Source organism: Virgibacillus sp. NKC19-16 (assembly GCF_021560035.1).
Classification (GTDB): Bacteria; Bacillota; Bacilli; order Bacillales; family Amphibacillaceae; genus Virgibacillus_L; species Virgibacillus_L salidurans.
This window is the reverse complement of record NZ_CP074373.1, coordinates 3261295-3286085: the sequence shown is the minus strand read 5'-3', so window position 1 is coordinate 3286085 and position 24791 is coordinate 3261295. Positions and strand designations below refer to the sequence as shown.

Below are 24791 nucleotides of genomic sequence, written 5' to 3'. Positions count from 1 at the left end.
CCATTTTATAATAGGGGGCTTGGTTTTTTACTATCTCTGGTCATTATTTTATGAAATTCATTTTACTCAGAAATATAGTAGTGTAATTTTACCCTTTCAGTGACAACTCCTTTTTACACGAGTGGATCTTTGAATAGGGGATAAAAGAGAAAAGATAATAAGGCAGGTCTATTTAAAAATAAACCTGCCTGCCTTATCAATGCATCAATACTCTTATTATGAAGTAAGTACAACCGGTTGCCAGAAATAGACAAATCCAACAATGACAAGTATTGCTATCACATTCATCCAAAAACCAGCTTTGACCATGTCGTCGATTGTTAAATACTCAGAACTGAAAACTGCGGCGTTTGGTGGTGTAGAAATTGGCAGCATGAACGCACAAGAAGCGGAAAGTGCAACAACTGCCATAATGCTATAAGGTTCTATACCAATGCCGAGTGCGAGTCCGATACTGATTGGGATCAACATGTTAGCGACTGCCGTGTTTGACATGATCTCAGTCATAAATAGAACGATAGCTGCAAGTACAATTAACAGCAGTACGTATGGAAGTGCTTCGAGTGCACCAAGTATTTCCCCAAACCATTCCGTTAATCCAGATTCCTCAAAAGCGGCCGCAAGTGACAAGCCCCCGCCAAAAAGCAACAGTAACCCCCACGGGAGTTCTTTCATATCTTTCCATTGCATTAAATTGCCTTCTTGTTGTCGGCTTGGCAGCAAAAACATAGCAGAGGCTCCGATAATAGAAATACTAGTATCACTTAACCGCAGTCCCTCTGGTAAAAATCCAGAAGATATCCATAGTGTTCCAGTTATACTAAATATAGTCAGTACGGATTTTTCTTCAAAGGACATTGCCCCAAGTTTGTTCAGTTGGTTGCGCGCAAAGTCGTCTGAGATTTTTCCTTTTTGTGTTACCTTGAATTGAATTCTAGTAATATAAAAATACAAAACTACTAATAAGAGAATTGTAATAGGAAACCCAAATAGGAACCAATCCGTGAAGGTAACCGTCTGATCAAGGACACTGGAGGCGACCCCAGCAAATACAGCATTCGGCACAGAGCCAATCAATGTTGCTAGCCCACCAATGGAAGCTGAATATGCAACCGTTAGCAAAAGTCCTTTAGCAAAATTGTTCAGCGACGCTTCATCCATAAATTTATTATTTTTCACTTCCGTAATCAAAGCCAAAGCAATTGGAAGCATCATAAGTGCTGTAGCAGCGTTGGAAATCCACATCGATAATAAAGCTGTGGCGATGATAACGCCTAATATAATCTGTTGACTGCTTGTACCCACCATGGAAATAATTGTCATGGCAATACGCTTATGAAGATCCCACTTTTCAATCGCCAGCGCAATGGTGAAACCACCCATATACATGAATACAATTGGATCACCATATGCCATTGTAGCTGTACTCTCCTCCGCTCCGCCGGTGATAGGCAGCAAAAAGATAGGTAATAGCGAAGTGGCAGGGATAGGGATTGCTTCTGTTACCCACCAGGATGCTACCCAAGCGGTAACTGCCAGAACTGCCCGTGGTGAATCATCAAGGCCTGTTAACATAGGGAAAAAATAAATGATTAAAAATAAAAGCGGTCCTAGTATGAGACCGATTTTTTGTCGTAATTTCATGTCTACTGCTCCCTCTCTGTAATTCTAACGATGATTTTCAGTTGGTAAGATTGTTATTCGTTTACAAATTTAACCGGTTTCAACGATGAAAGGGTTATCCCTTTTGAATCAAATAAGAACTTTTCATGTACGACTTTATTTACAAATAATATAATTTTTAAACATTTAATAGCTTATCAATTGATGAAAAAACTGTCAACTGGAAAAATGAAAAAGTGCCTGTCACGCCCCGGAATTTATCGAATTTTGCAATAGATTTTAAAGGAATCATTGATTTCAGATACTTTATTGGGATATAATAGTTAGCATTACTTTAATAGGTTAGTATGTAAAAGCGTACTAACCTATTAAAAAATAGAGAGATAGGGGATATACATCATGAGAATAAGTCCAAAATTATTTCTGTTCGTTGTACTATTACTTACTATTGGACTTGCAGCATGTGCAAGTGAACCAGGAGAAGATGAAGATTCTGCTGGTGGGGAAAGTCAGGAAAAAGGCGGGGATCTTGTTATTGCAACGCAGTCAGATGTTGTGTCATTAGACCCAGCTGCTTCCAATGATACGCCGTCCAGTGATGTGCAGGCAAATGTTTTCGAAACACTTGTAACACAGGATGAAAATATGGAAATCCAGCCTGGTCTTGCAACAAGCTGGGAACAGGTGGACGATACGACATGGGAATTTGAACTTCGTGAAGGGATAACTTTTCATGATGGCTCAGATTTCAATGCGGAAGTTGTGAAAGCAAATATGGAACGGACGCTGGATCCAGATATTGGTTCACCCCGCGCAATGATGTACAATATGATTACAGATATTGAGGTGGTCGATACGCACACCGTTCGTTTTATTACGGCGTACCCGTTTGCACCACTCCCAGCACATCTTGCGCACCCTGGAGGTGTCATGATTTCCATGGAGCAAATTGAAGCCGATTATGCGGCAATGGAAGAGGGAGAAGAGCCTGGCAGTGTAATTAGTGCAAACCCTCAAGGTACGGGGCCATTTACATTCGAGGAATGGGAACCAGGCCAATATACGAAACTAGTAAAAAACGAAGATTACTGGGATGATAACGCACTACTTGATTCCGTTACTTTTAAAGTTGTATCGGAAGATTTGACACGTATCGCGGAGCTTGAAACAGGGGATTCACATATTGCAAATCCGCTTAGCCCTTCTGATCTGGAGCAGGTAGAAGAAAGGGAAGGAATGTCCGTACAAAGGCAGGAAAGCTCAGCTTTATCCTATATCGGATTTAATATGGAAAAAGAACCATTCGATGATGAACGACTGCGGCAAGCTGTATCGATGGCAATTGACAAGGATCAAATTATACAAGGCATACATAATGGAGTCGGGATACCAGCTACCGGACCTTTGGCACCGAATGTATTTGGCTATGATGAGGAAGTTTCTGGTCTTGGTTATGACGTTGATGAAGCCCGGAGTTTGCTGGCTGAAGCAGGTTATGAAGATGGCTTTTCCACAACGATTTGGACAAATGATGAGCGAGGACGGATGGATACCGCAACAAATGTACAGGAACAGCTTTCAGAGATCGGAATTGAGGCAAGCATAGAAACACTGGAATGGGGTGCTATGTTAGATCAAACCGCCAACGGGGAGCATGATATGTTCGTATTTGGATGGACTACCGTGACAGGAGATGCTGATAATGGACTCTATCCACTGTTCCATTCTGACAATCTCGGATCTGCCGGTAACCGGACCTTTACAGAGAACGAAGAACTAGATGAACTACTAGATGCAGCACGTCAAACCGGAGATGAACAAGAACGACTGGAACTATATAGTCAAGCACAGGAATTGCTTGTAGAAGTTGCTCCAATCGTTCCCATCCACCATGAAGAATATTTATTAGGAGTTAGTGACAAGGTAAAAGGGCTATCACAGCTGCCGACTCAAATTTTGCAGCTGGAAGATGTTTATATAGAGGAATAAAATCCGGGGGTGCCAGTACAGGCACTCCCCGGATTTTTCGCATTATATTGAGCTGCTTCGACCACAGAACGTGGCGCACTGCCCGCGGAACGGCCACCCTTAATCGCGGAATCAAATTTTAATTTGCCAACCGCACCAAGCTTTCGTAAAGAACTGCTACAAAGTTATTTTGTAGTCTCGCTTTCATACACAAGCTCACCGTCTACGAATGTAGCCATAACTTGAATATCTTTAATTTTCATCGGATGAATCGTTGTTGGATCGGCATCGAGAATTGCAAAGTCTGCTAGTTTTCCAACTTCAATAATGCCAAGATTGTCTTCATCAAAATTTAATTTAGCACCATCAATCGTCATTGTTCGTAAGGCTTCTTCCGCGCTTATACGCTGGTCTTCTCCTAATACGTCACCCTCCATGGTCAGTCGATTTACAGCTGCCCAAACGGAAAATAATGGGGATATTGGCGTGATTGGGCAATCGGAATGTAATGTATAGAGAATACCTCGTTTAGAAGCATCAGCTAATGGATTGATACGTTTTGCCCTATCCGGACCTAAGAACAAACGTTTATGCCTATCCCCCCAGTAATAAACATGATTGATAAAGAAAGAACCTTTAACATCCAACGCACGCATCCGGTCTAAATCGTTGGAAGTTGCTGTTTGTATGTGTTCAATCCGGTGACGATGATCAGCCCTTGGATTAGTAGCTAAGATATATTCGTATCCATCTAAAATAGATTCTATTGCCCTGTCTCCATTTCCATGTATAGCGATGCGAAATCCTCTATTGTGTAAATGGAGTAGTTCATCATTAAAATCTTCCTGGTCGTTTAACAGTTCACCATAGGTTTCTTGCTCCGTGTAATACGGTTCTCTGAGTGCCGCAGTTAAGCCCTGAATGGAACCATCCTGAAATAGTTTAGCACTATCTAACGTAGCGCGGTTATTCGACCGGTCTCGAATTTCCTTATCAAGCTGTTTGGCTGAGTAATGCTGAAAAGGCCCATTCTCGTTTAATAGATGATGAAGAACCATAAATCGCATGCGTAATGGATTATTTCCATTTTCCAGTGCTTTAAGATGTGCATCAAATTCAGTTATTCCAAAATCCAGTCCCACACCAGCATCTGAACTTGTAGTAATTCCTTGAGCCAGGTAATCCTTGGTCGCTTCTCCAATTAATGACGCCATTTCGTTAACCGATGAAGTAGGTATAGAGGCTTGTACAAGTGATAGGGCCGGGAATTCATATAAAACTCCATTTAATTTTCCATGATCATCACGTCCAAACCTACCTCCTGGTGGATCTTGAATATCCTCATGAATACCAGCGATCTCGAGGGCTTTGGAATTGGCCACAGCAAAATGAGAAGAAGTATGCCGAATTAAAATGGGGATATCGGTTGATACTTCATCCAATTCCATGCGTGTTGGATGTCTATTTTCTTCTAATAGGGTATTATCGTAACCCCAACCTAGCACCCATTCTCCACTTGGGGTGATAGTTGCTTGTTCTTTCACTTTTTCTAAAATATCTGGAATGTTTCGATTTGGCGGTGTGCTACAGTTTGCTTGCCTGCGAAATTGCGAATACATCAACAGATGGTTATGTGTATCAATAAATCCTGGCAGTAATGTAGCTCCTTTCAAATCGATCACCTTGGTATCTGAATTGATGTAAGTATCATCGATCGATGGCTCTGACTCCGTCCAAATTTTACATATTCGCCCATCTGACACCGCTACTGAACGAGCGCGGGAATGTTGATCATCAAGTGTTAAAATGTTTGCATTTTTGATTAATAAATCGATCGTTTTCATGAAACTTTCTCCCTTCAATTCTATTTTTCCGAACTTGCAGAATCTAAGTCTTCCCAATAAACAGCCCTAACTTGTTCCGTGTCATCATGAGAAGTCAGTAGACTTACTACGATTAACGTAATAATCGATGCTAGAAAGCCAAACACGGTGTGATCCAATTCGATTTCCAGGAATGGCCAGCCGATTGTTGCTATTAATGCGATAATCATGCTCCAAATGACGCCATGCTTTGTAACTTTCTTCCAAAACATTACTGCAAGAAATGGAAATACCAGTACGGCCGCTGTTAGGCGAAGGGCCCATTGATAAGCACTAGCTATATCGATAACAAAATAGGATACGATTAAACCTAACACGGAAATAATGACAACTGCTATCCGTGACGTTAACATGAGCTGTTTATTGTTAGCATCTGGCTTCATTAATCGTTGATATAGATCCCTTGTTAGATTGGAACTTCCCTGTAATATAAATGATGTAGCACCTGTCATTAATGCAGCTAACAGGCCGATGAAAACAATTCCACCTATTGCCGGGTGCAGGAGTTCTGCGGTTACATAAGAAAATAGTAAGTCTGGGTTCATGTCTAATGGAACATACTGACGAGCGATTACGCCAATCGTAAAAGGTAACACTGAAATCGCCCCAGCAATGACAAAGCCAGTAATACCGGCTTTCTTAGCGACTTTCTCACTTTTTGATGCAAAGATCCGTTGCCATGTTGATTGCCAGACAAGATAAAATGGACCAACAGATAAAGCATATAGCAACACTTCAGTTAACCCTTCTGGACCTAAAGGACTGATCATTTCAAAAGGTGTATTGGCAATAATTGTATCAAATCCGCCAGCATAAACAACGCTGGTTATAGCTAAAATAATTATCCCGATAACAATAATAATTGATTGCACAGCATCTGTAACAATGGTTGCCGGCAATCCGCCTAGTATCGTAAAACATAAAATCAATATAAATGAGAGCGTAATACCGACGTTTGGTTCTAATCCTAATGTGATATTAAAAATAGTCGACATGCCCACCATCTGCAAGGCTAAGGTTGGTACAGAATAAATAAATGCGGAAAGAACGGATGGGATGATTCCCGACCTTCCACCGAATCTCTCTCCGAATAAATCTGCCAGTGTATACAGCCTCTGTCTTCTTAGTGGTCCGGCAAAAGCAATGATTAATAATAGACAAAATAAAATACCCGGTAACGCGAATTTAAAAAAGCCTGACATGCCAACCGTAAAGCCCATGCCGACCCAGCCAATAAAGACCGCAGCCCCGCACCATGTACTAACAATTGTCCCCACAATTGGCCAGAATCCGGTGTTCCAACTTCCGATTAAGTATTCATCATAGGTTTTTATTTTGAAAAAGTAATAAACCCCCATTGCAAACATAAAAGCAAAATAAATTAATATGTAGCTCAAGTACCATGACATATGAAAGAAACGCTCCTCTTTGGTGATTGGATGAATTTGATGTGGTTTGTTTGATCTGGAGAAAACTATTGCATCTTTAAACCGCCCTTTTTCTATAACACTAATTTCGACATCATAACAGACGGTTTTATCTGCGTCTAACATTTTAATATATTCACCCTTAGAAGGAAATAACGTCATAATGTCCGTACCAGTTGTTTTCTATCGTCATTTTTAATTGATTATGTAGCGGGAGAGTGAGATTAATGCAATGATGATATAGTATTATTTGGTAAAAATTGGAATATAACAGAATAGATATTGCTAGTGTTGGTCAAAACATGGACAATTCAAGCAAAGTTAGTCATAATTTGACGGGAAGGTAGTTATAAAAAGCGATGCTTCATTTTAATCCCAGATAACGCCACATGCTAATTAAAATGAATTTTGCAAAAATATCTATATACTGGTATAAAGGGATAAACGTCTAAGTTAGTTAAGGGATGATGATATTTCTCAAGTTGATTAGGGAGATAGGAGTCTCAGACATATAAAAGGAGACAAAGTATGGAAGAACGCAAAACACTAAACAAATCACTCAAACCCCACTGGGTCTGGGCAATCGCCCTAGGATCCTCAATAGGTTGGGGCGCTTTTGTTCAGCCAACCACATGGATGTCCACAGCTGGTCCACTGGGTGTGATGATCGGTTTTGGTATTGGAGCATTACTGATGATGATCATCGCTGTAAGTTATGGGTTTCTGGTAAAAAGCTTTCCGGTATCAGGCGGAGAATTTGCCTATGCCTATGTAAGTTTGGGACGGACGCACGCGTTTATCAGCGGATGGTTTTTAACGCTTGGGTATATATGTATTGTGGCACTCAACGCATCTGCATTTGCATTGATGCTTAAATTCGTTTTCCCAGCACTTATTGAAAATCTACCATTATATCAAATTGCCGGCTGGGATGTTTACGGGATGGAAATCATCGCGGCATCTGTGGCACTGGGTATATTTGGTTATTTTAACACGAGAGGGACCGGGTTATCCGGTCGTATGCAATTCATATTTGTCAGTATTATGATTCTCGGAATTGTTGCACTTACCTTTATGGTGGGAGGCCAGCCGGGTGCGGGATTTTCGAATATAGAGCCGTTATTCACGACAGATAAAACAGCGATAGCAGCGATTATCTCCATTGTCGCGATCGCGCCATGGGCATTTGTTGGATTTGACAATGTACCGCAAGCCGCGGAGGAATTTAATTTTTCATCAAAAAAAGCATTTTCACTAATTATACTGGCGATCTTTTTTGCAGCAGTATTATATATTATGATGATTATCGCAACCGCAATGACAGGCCCATGGCAGGAACTCGTTGCCCAAGGTCATCAATGGGGTACAGGTGTCGCGATTCAGGAAACAGTCGGTACCATGGGGTTGATTGTATTGGTTGTCGCACTTACCATGGGTGTTTTCACAGGGCTTAATGGGTTCACCATTTCCACAAGCCGCCTGCTATTTGCCATGTCACGTGCGAAGATTTTACCGGAAGCATTTTCAAAGCTGCATCCAAAATATAAAACACCATATGTCGGCATCATCTTTACTGTGGTTGTTTCGATGGTGGCGCCATGGTTTGGCCGTGAAGCGTTATTATGGGTTGTCGATATGTCATCCGTCGGTGTGACCATCGCCTATTTCTATGCGTGTTACACAGCCTTTTCCTTATTTAAAACGAAAAAAGATAGCAAGTTCAATAAAGATAAACATACGATAGCACCATGGAAAAAGATTATCGCAGGAGCTGGTATGCTGGCAAGTGTCACATTTCTGGCGCTATTATTAATCCCAGGCTCACCAGCATTCTTAGGAATAGAGTCCAGAATTGCGCTATATGCATGGATCCTACTCGGACTCATCTTCTATCTAGCGAAAAGAAAGGAATTTAACAAGATTCCGGAGCGTGAGCTGAATTATCTGATTACAGGGGATGAGAAGATTGTGGCGAAGAATAGCGATTAGCTAATATGTATATGCGTTCAATACATCAATAGATTGTAGCAGACGTATATAAAAACCGGTCCTTTGTTGGCTCGGTTTTTTTAACCAAACGTTGTGAAGAAATCAAGAATTTTTCTGTACGGGATGGCTGATATCTCATGTATAATGAAAGAAATTGAATTGATGCGGGAGATGATTCCGATTACCGTGAATAAGGAAACACAAATTATAGATGATATGATGCAGGAAATTCAGGTAAAAAACATAGAGCCTGAAGATAAATTACCCTCTGAAAATGAGCTTGCTGAAATGTACCATGTACCAAGAATGACCGTACGGAATGCGCTAATCAAATTGGAGGAACAGGGGGTTATTTATTCTAAACAGGGAAAAGGACGTTACTTAAAGGAGAAATCACAAAAAGTTCAATTACATTTAACAGGGAAAACCAGTTTTACCGATAAAATGAATGAAGCTGGGCATTCATTGATCACCCGGAATGTATCCTGTGAAAAAATTAAATATGATGAAAAAATTTATCATATCCTTCATGCGGATGAAAGCGATGCGGTATATAAAATTGCACGGTTGCGAATAATCAATGATGAGCCAATTGCCATCCACAACTCCTATGTTTGTGAAGCGAATTTCCCTGAAATTGCAGAAGACGGCAGGAAGATTGAATCGATGTTTGCTTATTATAGAGGGCTGGGGTATACCGACTTTTCCAGTAGTAAAACATTGCTCAGTGTTACGTTTCCAACGTTTAATGAGCAGCAGCTGCTTTCAAGCAATCGGTTAGTGCCGCTTCTTGTCATTGAAAGTGATTGTATGGACACGAAATCTGGAAATGTGCTTGAGCATACGAAAATCGTATACCGAAGTGATAAGTTTAAATACGATATCACGATAGATTAAAGAAAACAGGAAAAACCTAAGCGTTTTTCCTGTTTTTTTGTGCAGAGATAAGAATCTATAACATTTTGACAGAAAGTAATTATAGTGGATTATCTGCCACGTCCAGCTCCAGCGTCTCCCCCCTCGGAGTCTTAAGTAAGAACTCCCTGGGACAAAAAACGTCACTGTGAGTTCTTACTTAAGCTTGCCGGGGTGTTCAAGGCGCTTGCGCTTTTGTGCATAAATTGTAAAGGAAATTTACAAATACTTAACAGTATCTTATCACACAACAACTTGGCAACAAGTTACGATGGATTTGTAAAGGAGGTTATGGCTCATGATGAAACGACGCAGGAGAACAGAAATCCTGATTCGGGGTGAATCCAGCCTGGCACATAAATTTGCTGCAGAGATTGTGCAAACTTATGACTGCCTGGAAATAATTGCACCACATTACGGGTTGACGATGGTCAAAATGCGGGAGTCCGCGAAGAATTCCTTATTTTATCTTGGTGAAGTACTTATTACGGAGGCAAAAGTTGAAATTCAGCAGCAAATCGGGATTGGCCTGGTTACCGGGATGGAGATGGAACTGGCGAAGAATCTTGCCATCATTGATGCGGCATATAAGGCTAGATTACCGGAAGTTAGCAAATGGGAAAAAGAGCTGCTTCGCGCCGAACAGTACATCAGGGAAGTGAAAGCGAAAGAGCAGGCGGAACTGTTTGAGACAAAGGTTAATTTTGAAACCATGGATGTTTAGCATATGAAAATGGAATATACAGGAGGGATTCTATGGCAGTTGAACAGATACACGAGGTGCAACAGGTTTATCGAAAAATAGTACATAGTATGTCCAGACCGGGAATCATTTCATCACTAGAAAACGTATCGGCAGATCTGGATTATCATATCCCTTGTTTTAAGGCAACTATACACAGCGCCATGACACTGCTGGATGCGGAGGTAACATTTCATTTGCTTACAGAAAATCACTCTGATATAAGCGGGAAAATTTCAGCCTATACGCTGGCAAGCGAGACATCGATTGCAGAAGCTGACTATATCATTGCTTTATCTGATGCAACAGATTATTCCATTCTTCGTGCAATAAGGGAGTGTAAAATCGGCAGCTTGATTAATCCTCAACTTTCAGCTACCTGGATTATAGAGAGCTCCAACCTTACAAATGCTGGTGGTATGACGTTATCAGGCCCTGGAATTAAAAATGAAATAAAAATGGAAACACGCTTCTCGCCATTTGTTTGGGAGGCAAGAAACGAAAGGGTAAAAGAATATCCGATGGGGATTGATTTGATTTTTACCGATGAAAAGGCGCAGATTGCCTGTGCTCCACGAACAACAGTAATTGAAAATTCGGGGGTGAGATAATGGGCTATGTTGCAGTGAAGGGTGGTACGATGGCCATCGACGCGTCCCTAAAACGGTTGAAGTATGAACGGTTAAAGGAAGAAGAGGTACTTGAAATCAAAACAATCCTGGCCTCGATGCGGACAATGGTAGATCAAGTCATGTCGGAAAGCAGTCTTTATTCCCCGTTTTTGGCCGCATTGGCTATCAAACAGGCGGAAGGAAGTATGGAAGAAGCGGTGTTTTTGATGCGTGCCCACCGCTCGACGTTACCGCGTCTTTATTATAGTCGGGCTGCGGAATCGGAATCAATGCTGGTGGAACGCAGGATTTCCGCAAGCTTTAAAGATATCCCGGGTGGACAACTGCTTGGTGCTACAACAGATTATACGCACAGGTTGCTTGATTTTCAGTTGGTTGAAGAAAGCACCATGGAAAATGAACAATGGCTTACAACGTATAAAGAAATTTTAAAAGAGGTTGAACCAATCGGTGATGTCCAGTACTTTCCAAAAGTAGTTGAATATTTGCGCAATGAGGGACTTTTTGAAATCTATACCCACGATGATACACCTCCCGTGGATATCACGAAGGAGAGCCTGCAATTTCCTGTTTCCAGAAGTGCAAGATTGCAAGTCCTCACCCGCGGTCAAACCGGTGCGGTAACATCACTGGGCTATGCATCGCTTCGTGGTTATGGTCAGGTGCATCCGACAGTTGGTGAGGTGAGAGTCGGTGCACTCCCGATTTATGTGGAGCACCCAAACGAAGGGACATATGACGTGGAAGATGATTTTTATATTGGTGATATTCGACTCACCGAAGTGGAATCCTTCGTGCCGGTGAATGTAAAAAATGAACAGAATAAAGATGAACTGGAGTTTGAAATCGGCTATGGCGCCTGTTATGGGAGAAATGAAACGAAGGCGATTGCCATGAGTATTCTGGATCAGTGCTTGGAACATCCGGAAGCTGATTTTCCGACACATGATGAGGAATTTGTTCTGCTGCACATTGATTCGGTTGAGTCGACAGGCTTCATATCACATCTGAAATTACCACACTATGTGACATTTCAATCGAAGCTGGACAGTGTCCGAAACGTAAAGAAAGGAGGAAAGAAAAATGAGGCTTGACACGCAATTTGCCTTTTTGGATGAAGGCTCGAAAAAGGAAATCCGCCGTACGATTTTAAAAGCTGTGGCGATCCCAGGATATCAGGTTCCATTTGCCTCAAGGGAAATGCCGATTGCCCGCGGTTGGGGAACAGGAGGCCTGCAAATCACATTGTCGCTTATCGGAAGACCAGACGTGCTTAAGGTGATTGACCAGGGAGCGGATGAGTCTGTAAATGCAGTCAGTATTAAGAAATTAGTAAAAGATACTACGGGTGTAAAGCTTACCGAAAGCACAAAGGATTCCACACTCATTCAGTCAAGACACAGGGTTCCGGAAATGCCGTTAACCAAGGATCAGATACTCATATTGCAGGTGCCAATGCCTGAGGCCCTTCGTTCAGTGGAAGCAAGGGAATATGTGACGAAGCGGCTTCATGCGGATGAGGAGTACAGTGGAGCTTGGCTGATGCTTTTTGAGCAAATAATGAAATACGGATCCACAGCAACGGATGCAGATCATCCGGTGGTTGTAAATAACCGTTATATTACAGCCCCAAGCCCGATTCCGAGATTTGATAATCCGAAATTGCATCAGTCGGAAGCATTAATTCTTCTAGGGGCAGGAAGGGAGAAAAAAATCTATGCTATCCCACCATATACGAATGTCGAGTCCCTTGCCTTTGAGGACTACCCATTTCAAGTGGAAGATTTTGAAGGAAAGTACTGTCATCTCTGCGGGTCAACGGGAGTTTTTATGGATGAAATCATTGATCCTGTAACGAACGAGCCTATTTATCAGTGCAATGACACGAGTTATTGCCTGGAGCGGCTAAATAAGAAGGAAAACGTGGAGGTGGAGAAGAGCTATGTATGAAGAACCGTTACTGCGTGTGCGAAATTTACATAAGCACTTCGGTCCGGGGTGTCACCAATGCAGGAAGGCAACAGATAGGAAGCTGGAGAAAAATTACTGTCCAGTTTGCGGAACGGTATATGCCTGTCAGGATGTTTCATTTGATTTATTTCCCGGGGAAATTCTCGGCATTGTCGGGGAAAGTGGCAGTGGAAAGTCAACGATGATGCAGTGTTTGTACTTTGATGCAGATGTCACCTCCGGGGAAGTGTATCTGAATGACCCGGTCTTTGCGGGGCAGAATGTGCTGGAATTGTCCTCCCAGAAAAAGCGATATATCCGGAATCATAAATACGGCATGGTCTACCAAAACCCAATACAGGGACTGAAAATGAATTTTTCATCAGTTGGTAATATTGCCGAAAAGCTGATTGCAGCGGGAAACCGGAATGTATCAGACATGGAAGCCACGAGTAAAAAACTATTGGAAAGTGTGCATATCCCGCTTTTTCGCATGAAGGATGAACCACGTAATTTCTCAGGCGGTATGCAGCAGCGTGTCCAGATTGCGAAGGCATTATCCAATAACCCGCCTGTTCTGTTTCTGGATGAGGTAACAACAGGCTTGGATTTATCGGTTCAGGCAAATGTGCTTGATTTAATTAAGAAAATCCAGCGTGAATCTGGTATTAGTATGATTGTGGTTTCCCACGATTTGGCGGTTATCCGGATGCTTTCAGACCGTACTGTTGTCATGTTAAATGGGACGGTTATCGAGGAGGGACTGACGGATCAAATTCTTGAAGATCCTCAAGCTGCATATACACAACAATTAGTTTATTCATTGATATAGGAGGCTTACACGCGGTGTACATTATTCATAATGGGAAAGTTATTACGGAAGAAGCGATCATGGAAGGCCATGCTGTCATCACAGAGGGAGAAACCATTCAGGGAATTATCCCCGAGGGTGAAATTTCGTCCTTCCAGGAGGCCAAGCTGATTGATGCAAACGGCGGCTATATTTCGCCAGGGTTCATTGACATTCATTCAGATTATATTGAGACAATCGCTTCACCAAGACCGACAAGTATGATGGATTTTGACATCAGTTTGCGGGAGGCAGAAAAGATCTTAATAAGCCATGGAATTACAACGATGTTCCATTCCCTTTCGTTCTACAGGGAGGATGTTTTCAACCACAAACCGATGAGAAGGCCGGAAAATGTCCAGCGGATGGTTGATGCGATAGATCGAACGCATCAGGACCTGCATCTGATCCGTCATCGGCTCCACGCTCGGTTTGAGATGGATAATCTCGATGAAGTACATCAGCTTATAAAAAATATTGAAGACGACAAAGTGCATCTATTGTCGTTTATGGATCATACTCCCGGCCAGGGGCAATACCGTGATTTGGAAGTCTACCGGGAAACATTACAGGGATATCGTGAATTAAGTGATAATGACGTCCAGACGATTATCAAGGAACGTCAGACATCAGAAGTAATAACAATGAAAAAAGTGAAAGAGATCGTAGCCTTGGCAATGAACAAAGGCATTGCAGTGGCTTCCCATGATGACGATAATATTCAAAAATTGGAACTGGTCAAATCCTTTGGCACAACTATCAGTGAATTCCCAATCACGCTGGAGGTTGCAAAGAAAGCCAGGGAGCTAGGGCTTGCAACCATTGTCGGTGCTCCGAATGTCCTGCTTGGTGGTTCCCATTCCGGAAATTTAGCAGCAGCCGAGGCTATTGCGCATAATTGTGCGGATATTCTATGCAGTGACTATTACCCCGCTGCCTTACTCCATGCGATATTTGACTTAAGTGAGAAACATGGAAATGATTTGCACCACATGTTTATGATGGTCACACAAAATCCGGCAAAAGCCATACAGATGGATGATGAGATTGGATCCATCAAGACGGGAAAAAAAGCAGATTTGCTAGTCATTGAACGAATGGAAGATGGTTACCCGATGCTGACAAAAACGATGGTGAACGGGTCACTCATTACAACGACAAATTACCGTATAAAATAAGGAGGGGAGTAGTTATGCCAATGCTTGACGTGAAGGATTTTGGCAAGCGGTTTACCATTCATCACCTAGGCAAAACCATCAAGGCAGCTGAACACATTGATTTTACCCTAAAGAAGGGGGAATTTATTGGGATTGTTGGAAAAAGCGGGAGTGGAAAATCAACGGTTCTTAAAAGCATTTACCGAACCTATTTGCCGGATAAGGGCCAGATTATCTATGATTCCGCACGTTTTGGCCAGATTGATTTGGCAAAAGCAACAGAAAGAGAGATGCTATATCTCCGTAAATATGAGATTGGCTATGTATCGCAATTTCTGAACGTTATGCCGAGAACGACATCAAGAAAGCTGGTGGAAAAGGCATTACTGGAAATGGGGGAGCATGAAGAGGTTGCACAGCTGGAAGCAGAGAAAGCATTAACGCATTTTGAACTGGATCCAAAATTATGGGATACCTATCCGAATACATTTTCCGGCGGGGAAAAACTGCGCCTGAATATTGCCATGGCGACAGTAAAAAAACCAAGGCTGCTATTGCTTGATGAGCCGACCGCAAGTCTTGATATGCAATCAAAACAAAAGGTCAGAGAAATCATTGAACGATTGAAAGAAGAGGGAACGACGCTTGTGGGCATTTTTCATGATATCGAATTTATGGATGGATTATGTGACAACATTTTTGATATGAAAGCCGCAAACACTACCGAAATCGAGGAGGGTGCTGTTAAGTGAAAACAGATTTACATGTACATAGCAACTATTCCGACGGCTCCGATTCGGTCGAGGAGGTGATCAAAAAAGCGCATCAGCAAGGAGTCACCCAACTTAGTTTTGTTGATCATGATACGGTTGCAGGCTGGCCTGAAGTACAAAGGATGGGGGAGAAATATAAGATAAAAACAATCCCCGGCATTGAACTATCGGCGTATGATTTTAAAAGAAACAGGAAAGTTCATATTCTTGGGTATTGCTATCATCCACTAGCTCCGAATATACAAGCTGTAGCGGAACCTGTACGAAAGCGGCGGCAGGCACATTCCCTCTGGCAAATCGAGCAATTGAATAAACATGGATACCGGCTGGATGCGGATAAGATAATGGAGATGGCCAAGCCAAGCAATATCATATATAAACAGCATATCATGAGGCAATTGACAGAAGCGGCCTATTCATCGAGGGAGTATAGACAGTTATACCAATCTTTATTTAAAAGAAGTGGCATTGCTTCCGGGGACATCCGCTATATGGATGTGTTTGACGCGGTTCAGGCAATTGTAGCAGATGGAGGAATTGCGGTAGTGGCGCATCCCGGACAGCTGGATTCCTATGAGCTCATCCCGGAGTTGATTGATGCAGGGTTGGGTGGGATTGAACGTAACCATCCGGATCACGGGCACCAGGACCATCAGAAAGTGGAAGCATTGGCGAATGATTATCAGCTGATGATGACTGGTGGTACGGATTACCATGGAATTTTTTCAGAGGTGATTGAGGTAGGGGAAGTTTTAAGTTCTGAATCATTTAAATCAAATGAGATAAGGGAAACCTAAAAGTCTTAAGAAAGAGTAAAGAAGGAGTTAAAAGTATGTAAATTTACGCTATTCTAATTTAAATTGTGTTTCAATGTAACTAGTTAAACAGAATGATAGAAAGTGAGGTGTTTCTCCTGGTGTAGATGTTGCAAATGACAGACAGGGTGGGATCAGGTCCATTGGTTATTAGAAAACTTGGCTTTTGTTAAAAGGAACCTTAAAAAGCGTACTTCACTTTGTTAGAAACCTTTATACTTTGGAATTCAATCCTTTGTGGAAAAAGGTTTAGCCCGCACTTATGCAGTAAAAAGTTTTTATACTTACTTAACTGCCAAAAAAATAGCTGAAGAGGTGCATGTTGATGAAAAGGAATTTAACGTTGATTGTAATGCTGTCTGTATTTATGTTATTTTTAGCTGCTTGTTCACAAGGCAGTGCCAGTGAGGGAGAAGGACCTGATGACGTGATTGATATCGTCTGGTACCCGAATGAATCCGGTAATGAATTGAAAGCTTCCCGGGACGCCATTGGCAGTACAGTTGCAGATGCTACCGGCAAGGAAGTGGAACATCATTTAACCACCGATTATGCAATTGCAATTGAAACATTGGTAAATAATAATGCAGATCTTGCATTCATGGGAGCGCAAGGATATATCGAGGCAAATGCGAGTAATGACGCTGTCCAGCCGCTAGCCGTACCAACAGGGCCATCAGGAACATTGGACGACGCTTTATATCACAGTTGGCTTGCATTGAACGTAGATGAGCAGGAAGATTATAAAGTTGATGGTGAATTTGAACTGGATACGATTGCAGACAAATCATTTTCCTTTGTATCAACAAGTTCAACATCCGGATTTAAGGTTCCAACTTCAACGATTCTTGGACATTTCAATGAGCAGGAAGAATACGCTGACCTGGCGGAAGAAGATTTGATGGAAGGCGGAGCGTTATTCTCTCAAGTGTTATTTGGAAACTCCCACCAGGGATCAGCGGTGAATCTGTTAACAGGAAATGCCGATGTAGCTGCATTCTGTGATACATGTGTTGAAAATTATGTGGAAATTGCAGAAGGGGAAGAAAATACGGCAGGTGCGGTTTATCGTGTGAAGGATGACGCAGAAGAGCCTTTTAACAACGTAACTGGCAGTGAGTTCACGTTAATGAGTGTTACTCCAGTGTTAAATGCTCCATTTGTTGCAAACATGGATGCACTGGGTCAGGAGGATTTTGACGCATTGTTGGAACTTTTCACTTCAGATGAAGTTGCAAACAATGAAGAGATTTTTACTCCGGAAGATTCTGAGGGATCCGCGTTATTTACAAAGTCTGGTGACGAACGATTTGCCCCGGTTGAAGATGAGTGGTTCGATCCAATCCGTGAGCTTTCAAACTAATCGCCTAATTTAAGGGGTCATCCCCTTATATGCGGTTTTTGAATGATTGTATAATTTTCGAATAAAGGAGCTTATATTCATGCCATTATTACAGGTTGAGGGACTTGGTAAATCATATGACTCAGAAACAAAGGTATTGAGGGACATAGATTTTGAGGTGGAAGCAGGAGAGTTCATTTCCGTTATAGGTCCTTCCGGTGCAGGTAAGTCGACGCTGTTGCGTTGTATCAATCGAATGGTAGACATTAATGAGGGTCATGTAACGTTTGATGATTTGGATATTGGAAGTCTGAAGAAGAAAGAACTACGTAAAATGCGGACAAATATTGGGATGATCTTTCAACATTATAATCTCGTCCCAAGGTTGACAGTCATTGAAAATGTGCTGCATGGGCGCTTTGGTTATAAGACAGTCATGCAAGGGGTTCTCGGCAGGTTTACGGAAGAGGAGAAGGAGGATGCTTTTTATCTTCTGGAAAAACTGGGGATTGAAGAACATGCATACAAACGATGTGATCAATTAAGCGGTGGGCAACAGCAGCGTGTTGGAATTTGCCGAGCCCTTATTCAAAAACCGAAGCTTGTTCTTTGTGATGAACCGATTGCTTCCCTTGATCCGAATGCATCAAAAGTGATTATGGATCATTTAAAATCCATTACATCGGAAATGAACATTACCTGTCTGGTAAACCTCCATCAGGTGGAAGTTGCTCAAAATTATTCGGATCGCATTATCGGCTTGAAAAAAGGAGAAATTGTTTTTGACGGCCCGAAACTGAAACTATCCGAGGAACAGATCAATCATATCTATGGCATTGCAACGAGAGAGTTAATTACGGTATAAGGAGACAGTTGACGTGGAAGCTAAATGGATGCGCAAACGCAAATGGCAGACAAGTCTGGTTTTTATTATCATTATTTTAATTACCTATTTGTCTGCTGTGATAACAAATTTTAATTTTCTGCAGGGTCTTGCCACATTACCTGCAGCAATTGGATGGATTCTTTCCAATCTCCTGATTACACAGGAATCCTTGGAAAGATTGCCGGATGTATTGGTGAAATTGAATGAAACGATTTTTATGTCGATTGCTGCCACAACGACAGCCGCCGTTGTTTCCTTGTTTTTGGGTCTAATGGGGTCCAAAACCACAAGAATAAATGGCTTCATCAGTACGTTTGCTCGGTTTATCGCATCGTTTTCCAGAAATATTCCAGTAGTGGCATGGGCACTAATTTTACTGCTCTCCTTTGGGCAAAATTCAGTGACTGGCTATTTGGCTCTTTTCGTCGGGAGTGTTGGATTTCTGACACGTGCGTTTATTGAATCCATCGATGAAGCAAGCTACAGTTCGGTGGAGGCATTAACAGCTACCGGAGCATCTTATTTCCATATTGTAAATAAAGCGGTCATCCCCCAATGTAAGCCACAGCTGATCAGCTGGATCTTATTTATGATCGAAACAAATATTCGGAGTGCAACACTTGTCGGTATTCTGACAGGTACAGGGATCGGGTTCATTTTTGATTTATATTATAAGACGATGGACTATAATATGGTCGCCCTTATTACTTTCACGATTGTTCTTGCCGTCATCTTGATAGAACTAATCTCAAACTATATACGGAAGGTGATTCTGTAATGGAAGTAATTCATACAAGACCGTACATTAAACGAAGAAGAGATGGCAGAATTAATCTGAAAGCAGGAAACAAATCCGATCGGGTGATGCGGGTAACACTTATTCTTTTTGTTGTGCTAACAGTAATGGCTTTTTTGTTTTTTGATTATACCGGATTGGAGCTTTCCAGTGCGATTTCAGAAACGTTTTATAATCTAAAGGTGATGTTTCTGCAGCCCGGATTAAGCCATTTTGGATTAGGAGAAGCTATTCATCAAATTGGAATCACACTCGGATTGGCAGTTTTATCGACAGTCCTTGGCGGAGTAATTGCACTGTTTTTGGCCTTGATGGCAGCAACCAATTTATCAAAGGACTGGCTCTCTAAAACAGTACGGATTGTAGTTGCTTTTATCCGGGCTGTGCCAACGGTATTATGGGTGCTCATCTTTGCGATAGCTGCTGGTCTGGGAAGCGAGGCTGCAATCCTTGGTATGCTATTTCATTCGATTGCCTATCTGGTTAAAGCATTTTCAGAGTCCTTTGAGGAAGTAGATCCTGGTATTATTGAAGCATTGCGGGCGACTGGCTCCAGTTGGTGGCATATTGTCACACATGCTGTACTTCCATCCACCTTTACCTATTTAATGTCCTGGACATTTTTAAGGTTTGAAATTAACTTCGGTGTAGCTGTCGCAATGGGCGCCGCAGCAGGGGCAGGCGGTATCGGCTTTGAGCTTTCCATGGCATCCGGATTCTACTTTGATCTTAGTGAAGTCGGATTCATTACCTATGCCATCTTGCTAATCGCCATTTTATTAGAAATACTTTCTACCAAAATGAAAAATCGTTACTTTCCGGCAACTGCAGGAAAGTAAGAATGAAAATGGGAAATAATCGTTTTAATGGGACCTTTCCTTTTTGCGGAAGGGTCCCATTAATTATGCCAATATGTGGCATTCAGGGATGCTGTTTTTTAGGAAATGAACAACTACTCTTTAGACAAAGTTTCAAGCGTTCTACAAACTCCAATAATGATAACCTCTCGATTCACATGTCTTTCTATCTAAAACACTCTTCACATCAACTAATACTTTTCGGTCATTCTTATACATGCCATCCAGCACATCTAAATCGAACGTATCCTTATATTCTTTGTGAGGAACTGCCAATACGACACAATCCAGTTCGCTTAATTCCTCCTGATTAGCCAGACGAATATTAAATTCATCATAAACCGCGTTTGCATCAGGGACCGGATCATGTACCACAACGTCTACGCCATATTCCTGTAATTCGTCGATGATATCGATAACCTTCGTATTGCGCACATCAGGAACATTTTCTTTAAACGTCAGCCCCATAATCGCAACTTTTGCCCCGTCAATTTCCTGTTTTGCCTTAATCATTTTTTTGATGACATTACTGGCAATATATTTCCCCATATCATCATTAATTTTTCGTCCTGAGAGAATGATTTGGGAGTGATATCCCAGCTGCTCTGCTTTATACGTAAAGTAATATGGATCCACACCGATGCAATGTCCGCCTACCAGGCCAGGGGTGAATTTTAGGAAGTTCCATTTCGTTCCAGCCGCTTCCAAGACGGCATTGGTACTAATATCCATTTTATTGAATACCATGGAAAGCTCGTTCATAAACGCGATATTAATATCGCGTTGTGAATTCTCGATGACTTTCGCCGCTTCTGCTACCTTGATGGACTCCGCTTTATGGACCCCAGCTTCGATAATCGAACCATACACTGCTGCGATTTCTTCAAGTGACTCCGCGTCTGATCCGGAAACAATTTTCATGATACGGGTTAAGGTGTTGACTTTATCACCTGGATTAATTCGTTCCGGGGAATAGCCAACTTTAAAATCCTCGCCGAATGTCAAGCCGGACTCCCTTTCAAGGATGGGAATGCAGATTTCCTCGGTAGTTCCCGGGTAAACCGTTGACTCATAAACAACGATAGAGCCCTTGGTTAAATTTCGTCCAACCGTTTCACTTGCGCCAATTACCGGATTCAAATTCGGCGTTTTATCCGTGTTAATAGGTGTAGGAACCGCCACCACATGGAATTTACTCGCTTGTAAGTCATTTTCATCACTTGAAAATTCCATGGTTGTATCACGTACCATCGCGTCCCCGACTTCATCGGTTACATCCACACCGCTCATATATTTATCCAATTTTTCCTTATTCACATCATATCCGACCACATTATATTTTTTGGCAAATTCGATCGCCAATGGTAGACCGACATATCCCAAACCGATGACAGCTATTTTTTCTTCTTTTGATTGTAATTTTTCAAACAAACTCATGGTATCGATGCCTTCTTCCTTTTATCAAGATATTAGTCATGTACACTAACATCCATTATACAATTTTTGCGTCTGTTTTGCACATCAATAAAAATTGGATAGAGATAAGCGATATGATAAACTTGCAAGTAAGTTTAGAAAATGTCGAGCGTTAAGAAGGAGATAGCAACGATGAAGGTAAGAAAAGCAATTATTCCGGCGGCTGGATTAGGCACACGCTTTTTGCCTGCTACAAAAGCACAGCCAAAGGAAATGCTCCCAATTGTAGATAAACCAACAATCCAATATATTGTCGAAGAAGCTGTTGAATCAGGGATAGAAGACATCATTATCATATCGGGAAGAGGCAAACGAGCAATCGAGGACCATTTCGATGTATCGTATGAACTTGAGGAAAAACTTTCCCAAAAAGGAAAAACAGAGCAGCTTGAGATGGTGCAGTCCATTTCTGATTTAGCAAACATTCACTACATCAGGCAGAAAGAACCCAAAGGACTGGGCCACGCGATTGCATGTGCGCATAGTTTTGTTGGGAGCGAGCCTTTTGCTGTGCTCCTCGGAGATGATATTGTAGAAGCGGAAGAGCCATGTTTGAACCAGTTAATTGAAGCATACAATGAACATCAATCATCTATTGTAGGCGTGCATGATGTGCCGATGGAGGATGTGTCGAAATATGGCATTATTAAACCATTGGAAGGGCAAAATTATGGACCTTCCATTCGAGCAATTGATTCGTTAGTAGAAAAGCCGAAACAAGAAGATGCGCCATCAAACTTAGCCATCATGGGCAGGTATGTGCTCTCACCTGAAATTTTTGATATTCTGGAAAATCAGGAACCTGGAAAAGGCGGCGAAATTCAATTAACCGACGCGATTGAAAAACTCAATAAGCAAGAACAGGTACTGGCATATAACTTTACCGGCCAGCGCTATGATATTGGCGGCAAATTAGGATTTGTTCAGGCCACGATTGATTTTGCCCTAAACCGCGGGGACCTGCATGATGACATAAAGGCTTACATGAAAAAGACATTAGCAAACTTAGAGAAGTAGGGGGCGGGACCCATGGAAATAGCAGTGATTGGAACCGGATATGTAGGATTGGTAACAGGCGTTTGCCTGGCCGACCTTGGTAATAAGGTTACATGTATAGACATCGATGAAGAAAAAGTCTCTACATTAAAACAGGGGATCAGCCCTATTTATGAAAAAGGACTAACAGAGCTTCTACAAAAAAATATCGAAAATGGTAATCTCACGTTTACCACAGATTATCAAGAGGGCCTGACGGGAAAAAGCATGGTTTATATTGCTGTAGGAACACCACAAGGGGAAGACGGCTCGGCAGATTTAACGTATATTAACGCAGCTTGTGAATCCATTGCCGCGAATTTAGTGGGTGATGTTGTTATCGTTACAAAAAGCACCGTACCTGTTGGCACAAATGAATATATAAAACATAAAATCGAATCGGATTTGGTGGAAAACGTCACCGTAAAAATCGCCTCAAACCCTGAATTCCTGCGCCAGGGTTCAGCAGTGTACGATACATTTAACGCAGATCGAATCGTTATCGGTTCAGATGACACGGATGCTTTGCAAGCTTTGGAAAAAGTAAACGCGGATTTCCATCTTCCAATTGTAAAAACAGATCTTAGAAGTGCAGAAATGATCAAATATGCATCGAACGCTTTTTTAGCGACGAAAATCAGTTTTATCAATGAAATGGCAAACCTATCAGAGAAGATTGGAGCCAATATTGATCATGTTGCCAAAGGCATGGGAATGGACGAACGGATAGGTAACGCCTTCTTGAATGCAGGCATCGGCTATGGCGGCTCCTGTTTCCCGAAAGACACCCGGGCTATCATCTCTATCGGAAAAGATGCAGCGTACGACATGCCGATACTGGAAAATGTCGTGGATTCGAATGACCGACAACGAGGCGTTTTAGTTGATAAACTCCTTGAACGCTTTGAAACGATAAAAGGGAAAAAAGTCGCAGTATTAGGATTGGCATTCAAGCCAAACACCGATGACATGCGCGAAGCCCCGTCTATTCTAGTTACAGACAAGCTTCTGGCTGAAGGTGCTATTGTAAATGCCTATGACCCTGTCGCAACAGACAATGCGAAAAGGATTTTACCCGAGCAAATAAACTACGCATCCAGTGTAGAGGAAGCAATTGAAGATGCAGACATCGCAATTATTCTCACAGAATGGAAGGAAATTAAAGCATTCCCGTTAGAGGATTATAAAAAACACATGACAAATGCGGTGATTTTTGACGGCAGGAACTGTTTTGAATTAGAAGACGCGGCGGGAAGTGGCGTGGAGTATCATTCGATTGGGCGGCCGACGGTCTATAATTAGAAAGTTGGCCTTGTTACCGACTTTTTTGTAGTAAAGAGTGGTTGTATGGCGGTCGAGCGCCATAGGTTGCAAGTCGAGCCCCAGAACCTGCAGCACGAGCGCCAATACTTCCTAGTCGAGCGAGCCCTATCCGAACTCGAGCGCCAGCCACCCAATTTCATATTCTCGCCCGAGTTAGTCGCTCGATTTGGAGGAGCAGTCGCTCGAGTAAGCCTCATCCCTGCACGAGCGCGCGCCAGAACCTGCAGCACGAGCGTCAATACTTTCTAGTCGAGCGAGCCCCAAACTCGTGTGACAACTTTCTCCATTTGAGCTGAATAATTTATGATATTCCTAATATTGCTCATACCCTATCCACATGCGCCCCACTTTT

At 42.1% G+C, this 24791-nt stretch carries 21 protein-coding genes; 17 read left to right on the top strand and 4 right to left on the bottom strand.

Annotated elements, in window-relative coordinates; genetic code table 11:
- Positions 1–216: 216 nt before the first annotated feature.
- Complete coding sequence (locus tag KFZ58_RS16435) at positions 217–1644, bottom strand: SLC13 family permease (RefSeq protein WP_235792366.1); 1428 nt, start codon at positions 1642–1644, stop codon at positions 217–219.
- Between the two features lie 378 nt (positions 1645–2022).
- Here KFZ58_RS16435 and KFZ58_RS16430 point away from each other — a divergent pair, with 378 nt between their 5' ends.
- Entirely contained in the window at positions 2023–3612 is a 1590-nt protein-coding gene (locus tag KFZ58_RS16430; protein WP_235792365.1) for a glutathione ABC transporter substrate-binding protein, read from the top strand.
- Between the two features lie 164 nt (positions 3613–3776).
- Here KFZ58_RS16430 and KFZ58_RS16425 read toward each other — a convergent pair whose 3' ends face one another.
- Both KFZ58_RS16425 and KFZ58_RS16420 read right to left on the bottom strand, forming a co-directional pair.
- Positions 3777–5435 (bottom strand): amidohydrolase, encoded by a 1659-nt coding sequence (locus KFZ58_RS16425; RefSeq protein WP_235792364.1) that lies wholly within the window; start codon positions 5433–5435, stop codon positions 3777–3779.
- Between the two features lie 20 nt (positions 5436–5455).
- On the bottom strand, positions 5456–6883 hold the full coding sequence (locus tag KFZ58_RS16420; protein WP_235794766.1) for a sodium:solute symporter family protein: 1428 nt from the start codon (positions 6881–6883) through the stop codon (positions 5456–5458).
- Positions 6884–7429: 546 nt separating this feature from the next.
- Here KFZ58_RS16420 and KFZ58_RS16415 point away from each other — a divergent pair.
- The 14 genes from KFZ58_RS16415 (at position 7430) to KFZ58_RS16350 (ending at position 20587) form a co-directional block, all read left to right on the top strand.
- Positions 7430–8890: an APC family permease gene (locus tag KFZ58_RS16415; RefSeq protein ID WP_235792363.1), complete on the top strand. Its 1461-nt coding sequence runs from the start codon at positions 7430–7432 to the stop codon at positions 8888–8890.
- Between the two features lie 144 nt (positions 8891–9034).
- On the top strand, positions 9035–9787 hold the full coding sequence (locus KFZ58_RS16410; protein ID WP_235792362.1) for a GntR family transcriptional regulator: 753 nt from the start codon (positions 9035–9037) through the stop codon (positions 9785–9787).
- Between the two features lie 316 nt (positions 9788–10103).
- The gene (gene phnG, locus KFZ58_RS16405) at positions 10104–10529 is read left to right on the top strand and encodes a phosphonate C-P lyase system protein PhnG (protein ID WP_370642324.1); all 426 of its coding nucleotides are present in this window, start codon (positions 10104–10106) and stop codon (positions 10527–10529) included.
- Positions 10530–10561: 32 nt separating this feature from the next.
- Positions 10562–11158, top strand: a complete 597-nt coding sequence (gene phnH / locus KFZ58_RS16400) for a phosphonate C-P lyase system protein PhnH (protein WP_235792361.1) — start codon at positions 10562–10564, stop codon at positions 11156–11158.
- Positions 11158–12273, top strand: coding sequence for a carbon-phosphorus lyase complex subunit PhnI (locus KFZ58_RS16395; RefSeq protein ID WP_235792360.1), 1116 nt, complete (start codon positions 11158–11160; stop codon positions 12271–12273). The genes phnH and KFZ58_RS16395 overlap by 1 nt, the downstream gene beginning before the upstream one ends.
- A complete protein-coding gene (locus KFZ58_RS16390) occupies positions 12263–13129 on the top strand; it encodes an alpha-D-ribose 1-methylphosphonate 5-phosphate C-P-lyase PhnJ (protein WP_235792359.1) in 867 nt (288 codons plus the stop codon). The genes KFZ58_RS16395 and KFZ58_RS16390 overlap by 11 nt, the downstream gene beginning before the upstream one ends.
- A complete protein-coding gene (locus tag KFZ58_RS16385) occupies positions 13122–13961 on the top strand; it encodes an ATP-binding cassette domain-containing protein (protein ID WP_235792358.1) in 840 nt (279 codons plus the stop codon). Before KFZ58_RS16390 ends, KFZ58_RS16385 begins: the two co-directional genes overlap by 8 nt.
- A 14-nt stretch (positions 13962–13975) precedes the next feature.
- Positions 13976–15157 (top strand): phosphonate metabolism protein PhnM, encoded by a 1182-nt coding sequence (gene phnM / locus KFZ58_RS16380; RefSeq protein ID WP_235792357.1) that lies wholly within the window; start codon positions 13976–13978, stop codon positions 15155–15157.
- Between the two features lie 14 nt (positions 15158–15171).
- On the top strand, positions 15172–15888 hold the full coding sequence (gene phnL / locus KFZ58_RS16375; protein ID WP_235792356.1) for a phosphonate C-P lyase system protein PhnL: 717 nt from the start codon (positions 15172–15174) through the stop codon (positions 15886–15888).
- Positions 15885–16706, top strand: a complete 822-nt coding sequence (locus KFZ58_RS16370; protein ID WP_235792355.1) for a PHP domain-containing protein — start codon at positions 15885–15887, stop codon at positions 16704–16706. The genes phnL and KFZ58_RS16370 overlap by 4 nt, the downstream gene beginning before the upstream one ends.
- Positions 16707–17049: 343 nt before the next feature.
- Positions 17050–18087: a PhnD/SsuA/transferrin family substrate-binding protein gene (locus KFZ58_RS16365; RefSeq protein WP_235792354.1), complete on the top strand. Its 1038-nt coding sequence runs from the start codon at positions 17050–17052 to the stop codon at positions 18085–18087.
- Positions 18088–18166: 79 nt separating this feature from the next.
- Positions 18167–18931, top strand: a complete 765-nt coding sequence (gene phnC / locus KFZ58_RS16360) for a phosphonate ABC transporter ATP-binding protein (protein WP_235792353.1) — start codon at positions 18167–18169, stop codon at positions 18929–18931.
- Between the two features lie 13 nt (positions 18932–18944).
- Positions 18945–19730 (top strand): PhnE/PtxC family ABC transporter permease, encoded by a 786-nt coding sequence (locus KFZ58_RS16355; protein ID WP_235792352.1) that lies wholly within the window; start codon positions 18945–18947, stop codon positions 19728–19730.
- Entirely contained in the window at positions 19730–20587 is an 858-nt protein-coding gene (locus tag KFZ58_RS16350; protein WP_235792351.1) for a PhnE/PtxC family ABC transporter permease, read from the top strand. Before KFZ58_RS16355 ends, KFZ58_RS16350 begins: the two co-directional genes overlap by 1 nt.
- 141 nt (positions 20588–20728) lie before the next feature.
- Here KFZ58_RS16350 and KFZ58_RS16345 read toward each other — a convergent pair whose 3' ends face one another.
- Positions 20729–22042, bottom strand: a complete 1314-nt coding sequence (locus KFZ58_RS16345; protein ID WP_235792350.1) for a nucleotide sugar dehydrogenase — start codon at positions 22040–22042, stop codon at positions 20729–20731.
- 171 nt (positions 22043–22213) lie between these two features.
- Between KFZ58_RS16345 and galU the strand changes: the two genes are divergently transcribed.
- Both galU and KFZ58_RS16335 read left to right on the top strand, forming a co-directional pair.
- The gene (gene galU, locus KFZ58_RS16340) at positions 22214–23098 is read left to right on the top strand and encodes a UTP--glucose-1-phosphate uridylyltransferase GalU (RefSeq protein WP_235792349.1); all 885 of its coding nucleotides are present in this window, start codon (positions 22214–22216) and stop codon (positions 23096–23098) included.
- Positions 23099–23110: 12 nt separating this feature from the next.
- Complete coding sequence (locus tag KFZ58_RS16335) at positions 23111–24418, top strand: UDP-glucose dehydrogenase family protein (protein WP_235792348.1); 1308 nt, start codon at positions 23111–23113, stop codon at positions 24416–24418.
- The last annotated feature ends 373 nt before the right edge of the window (positions 24419–24791 follow it).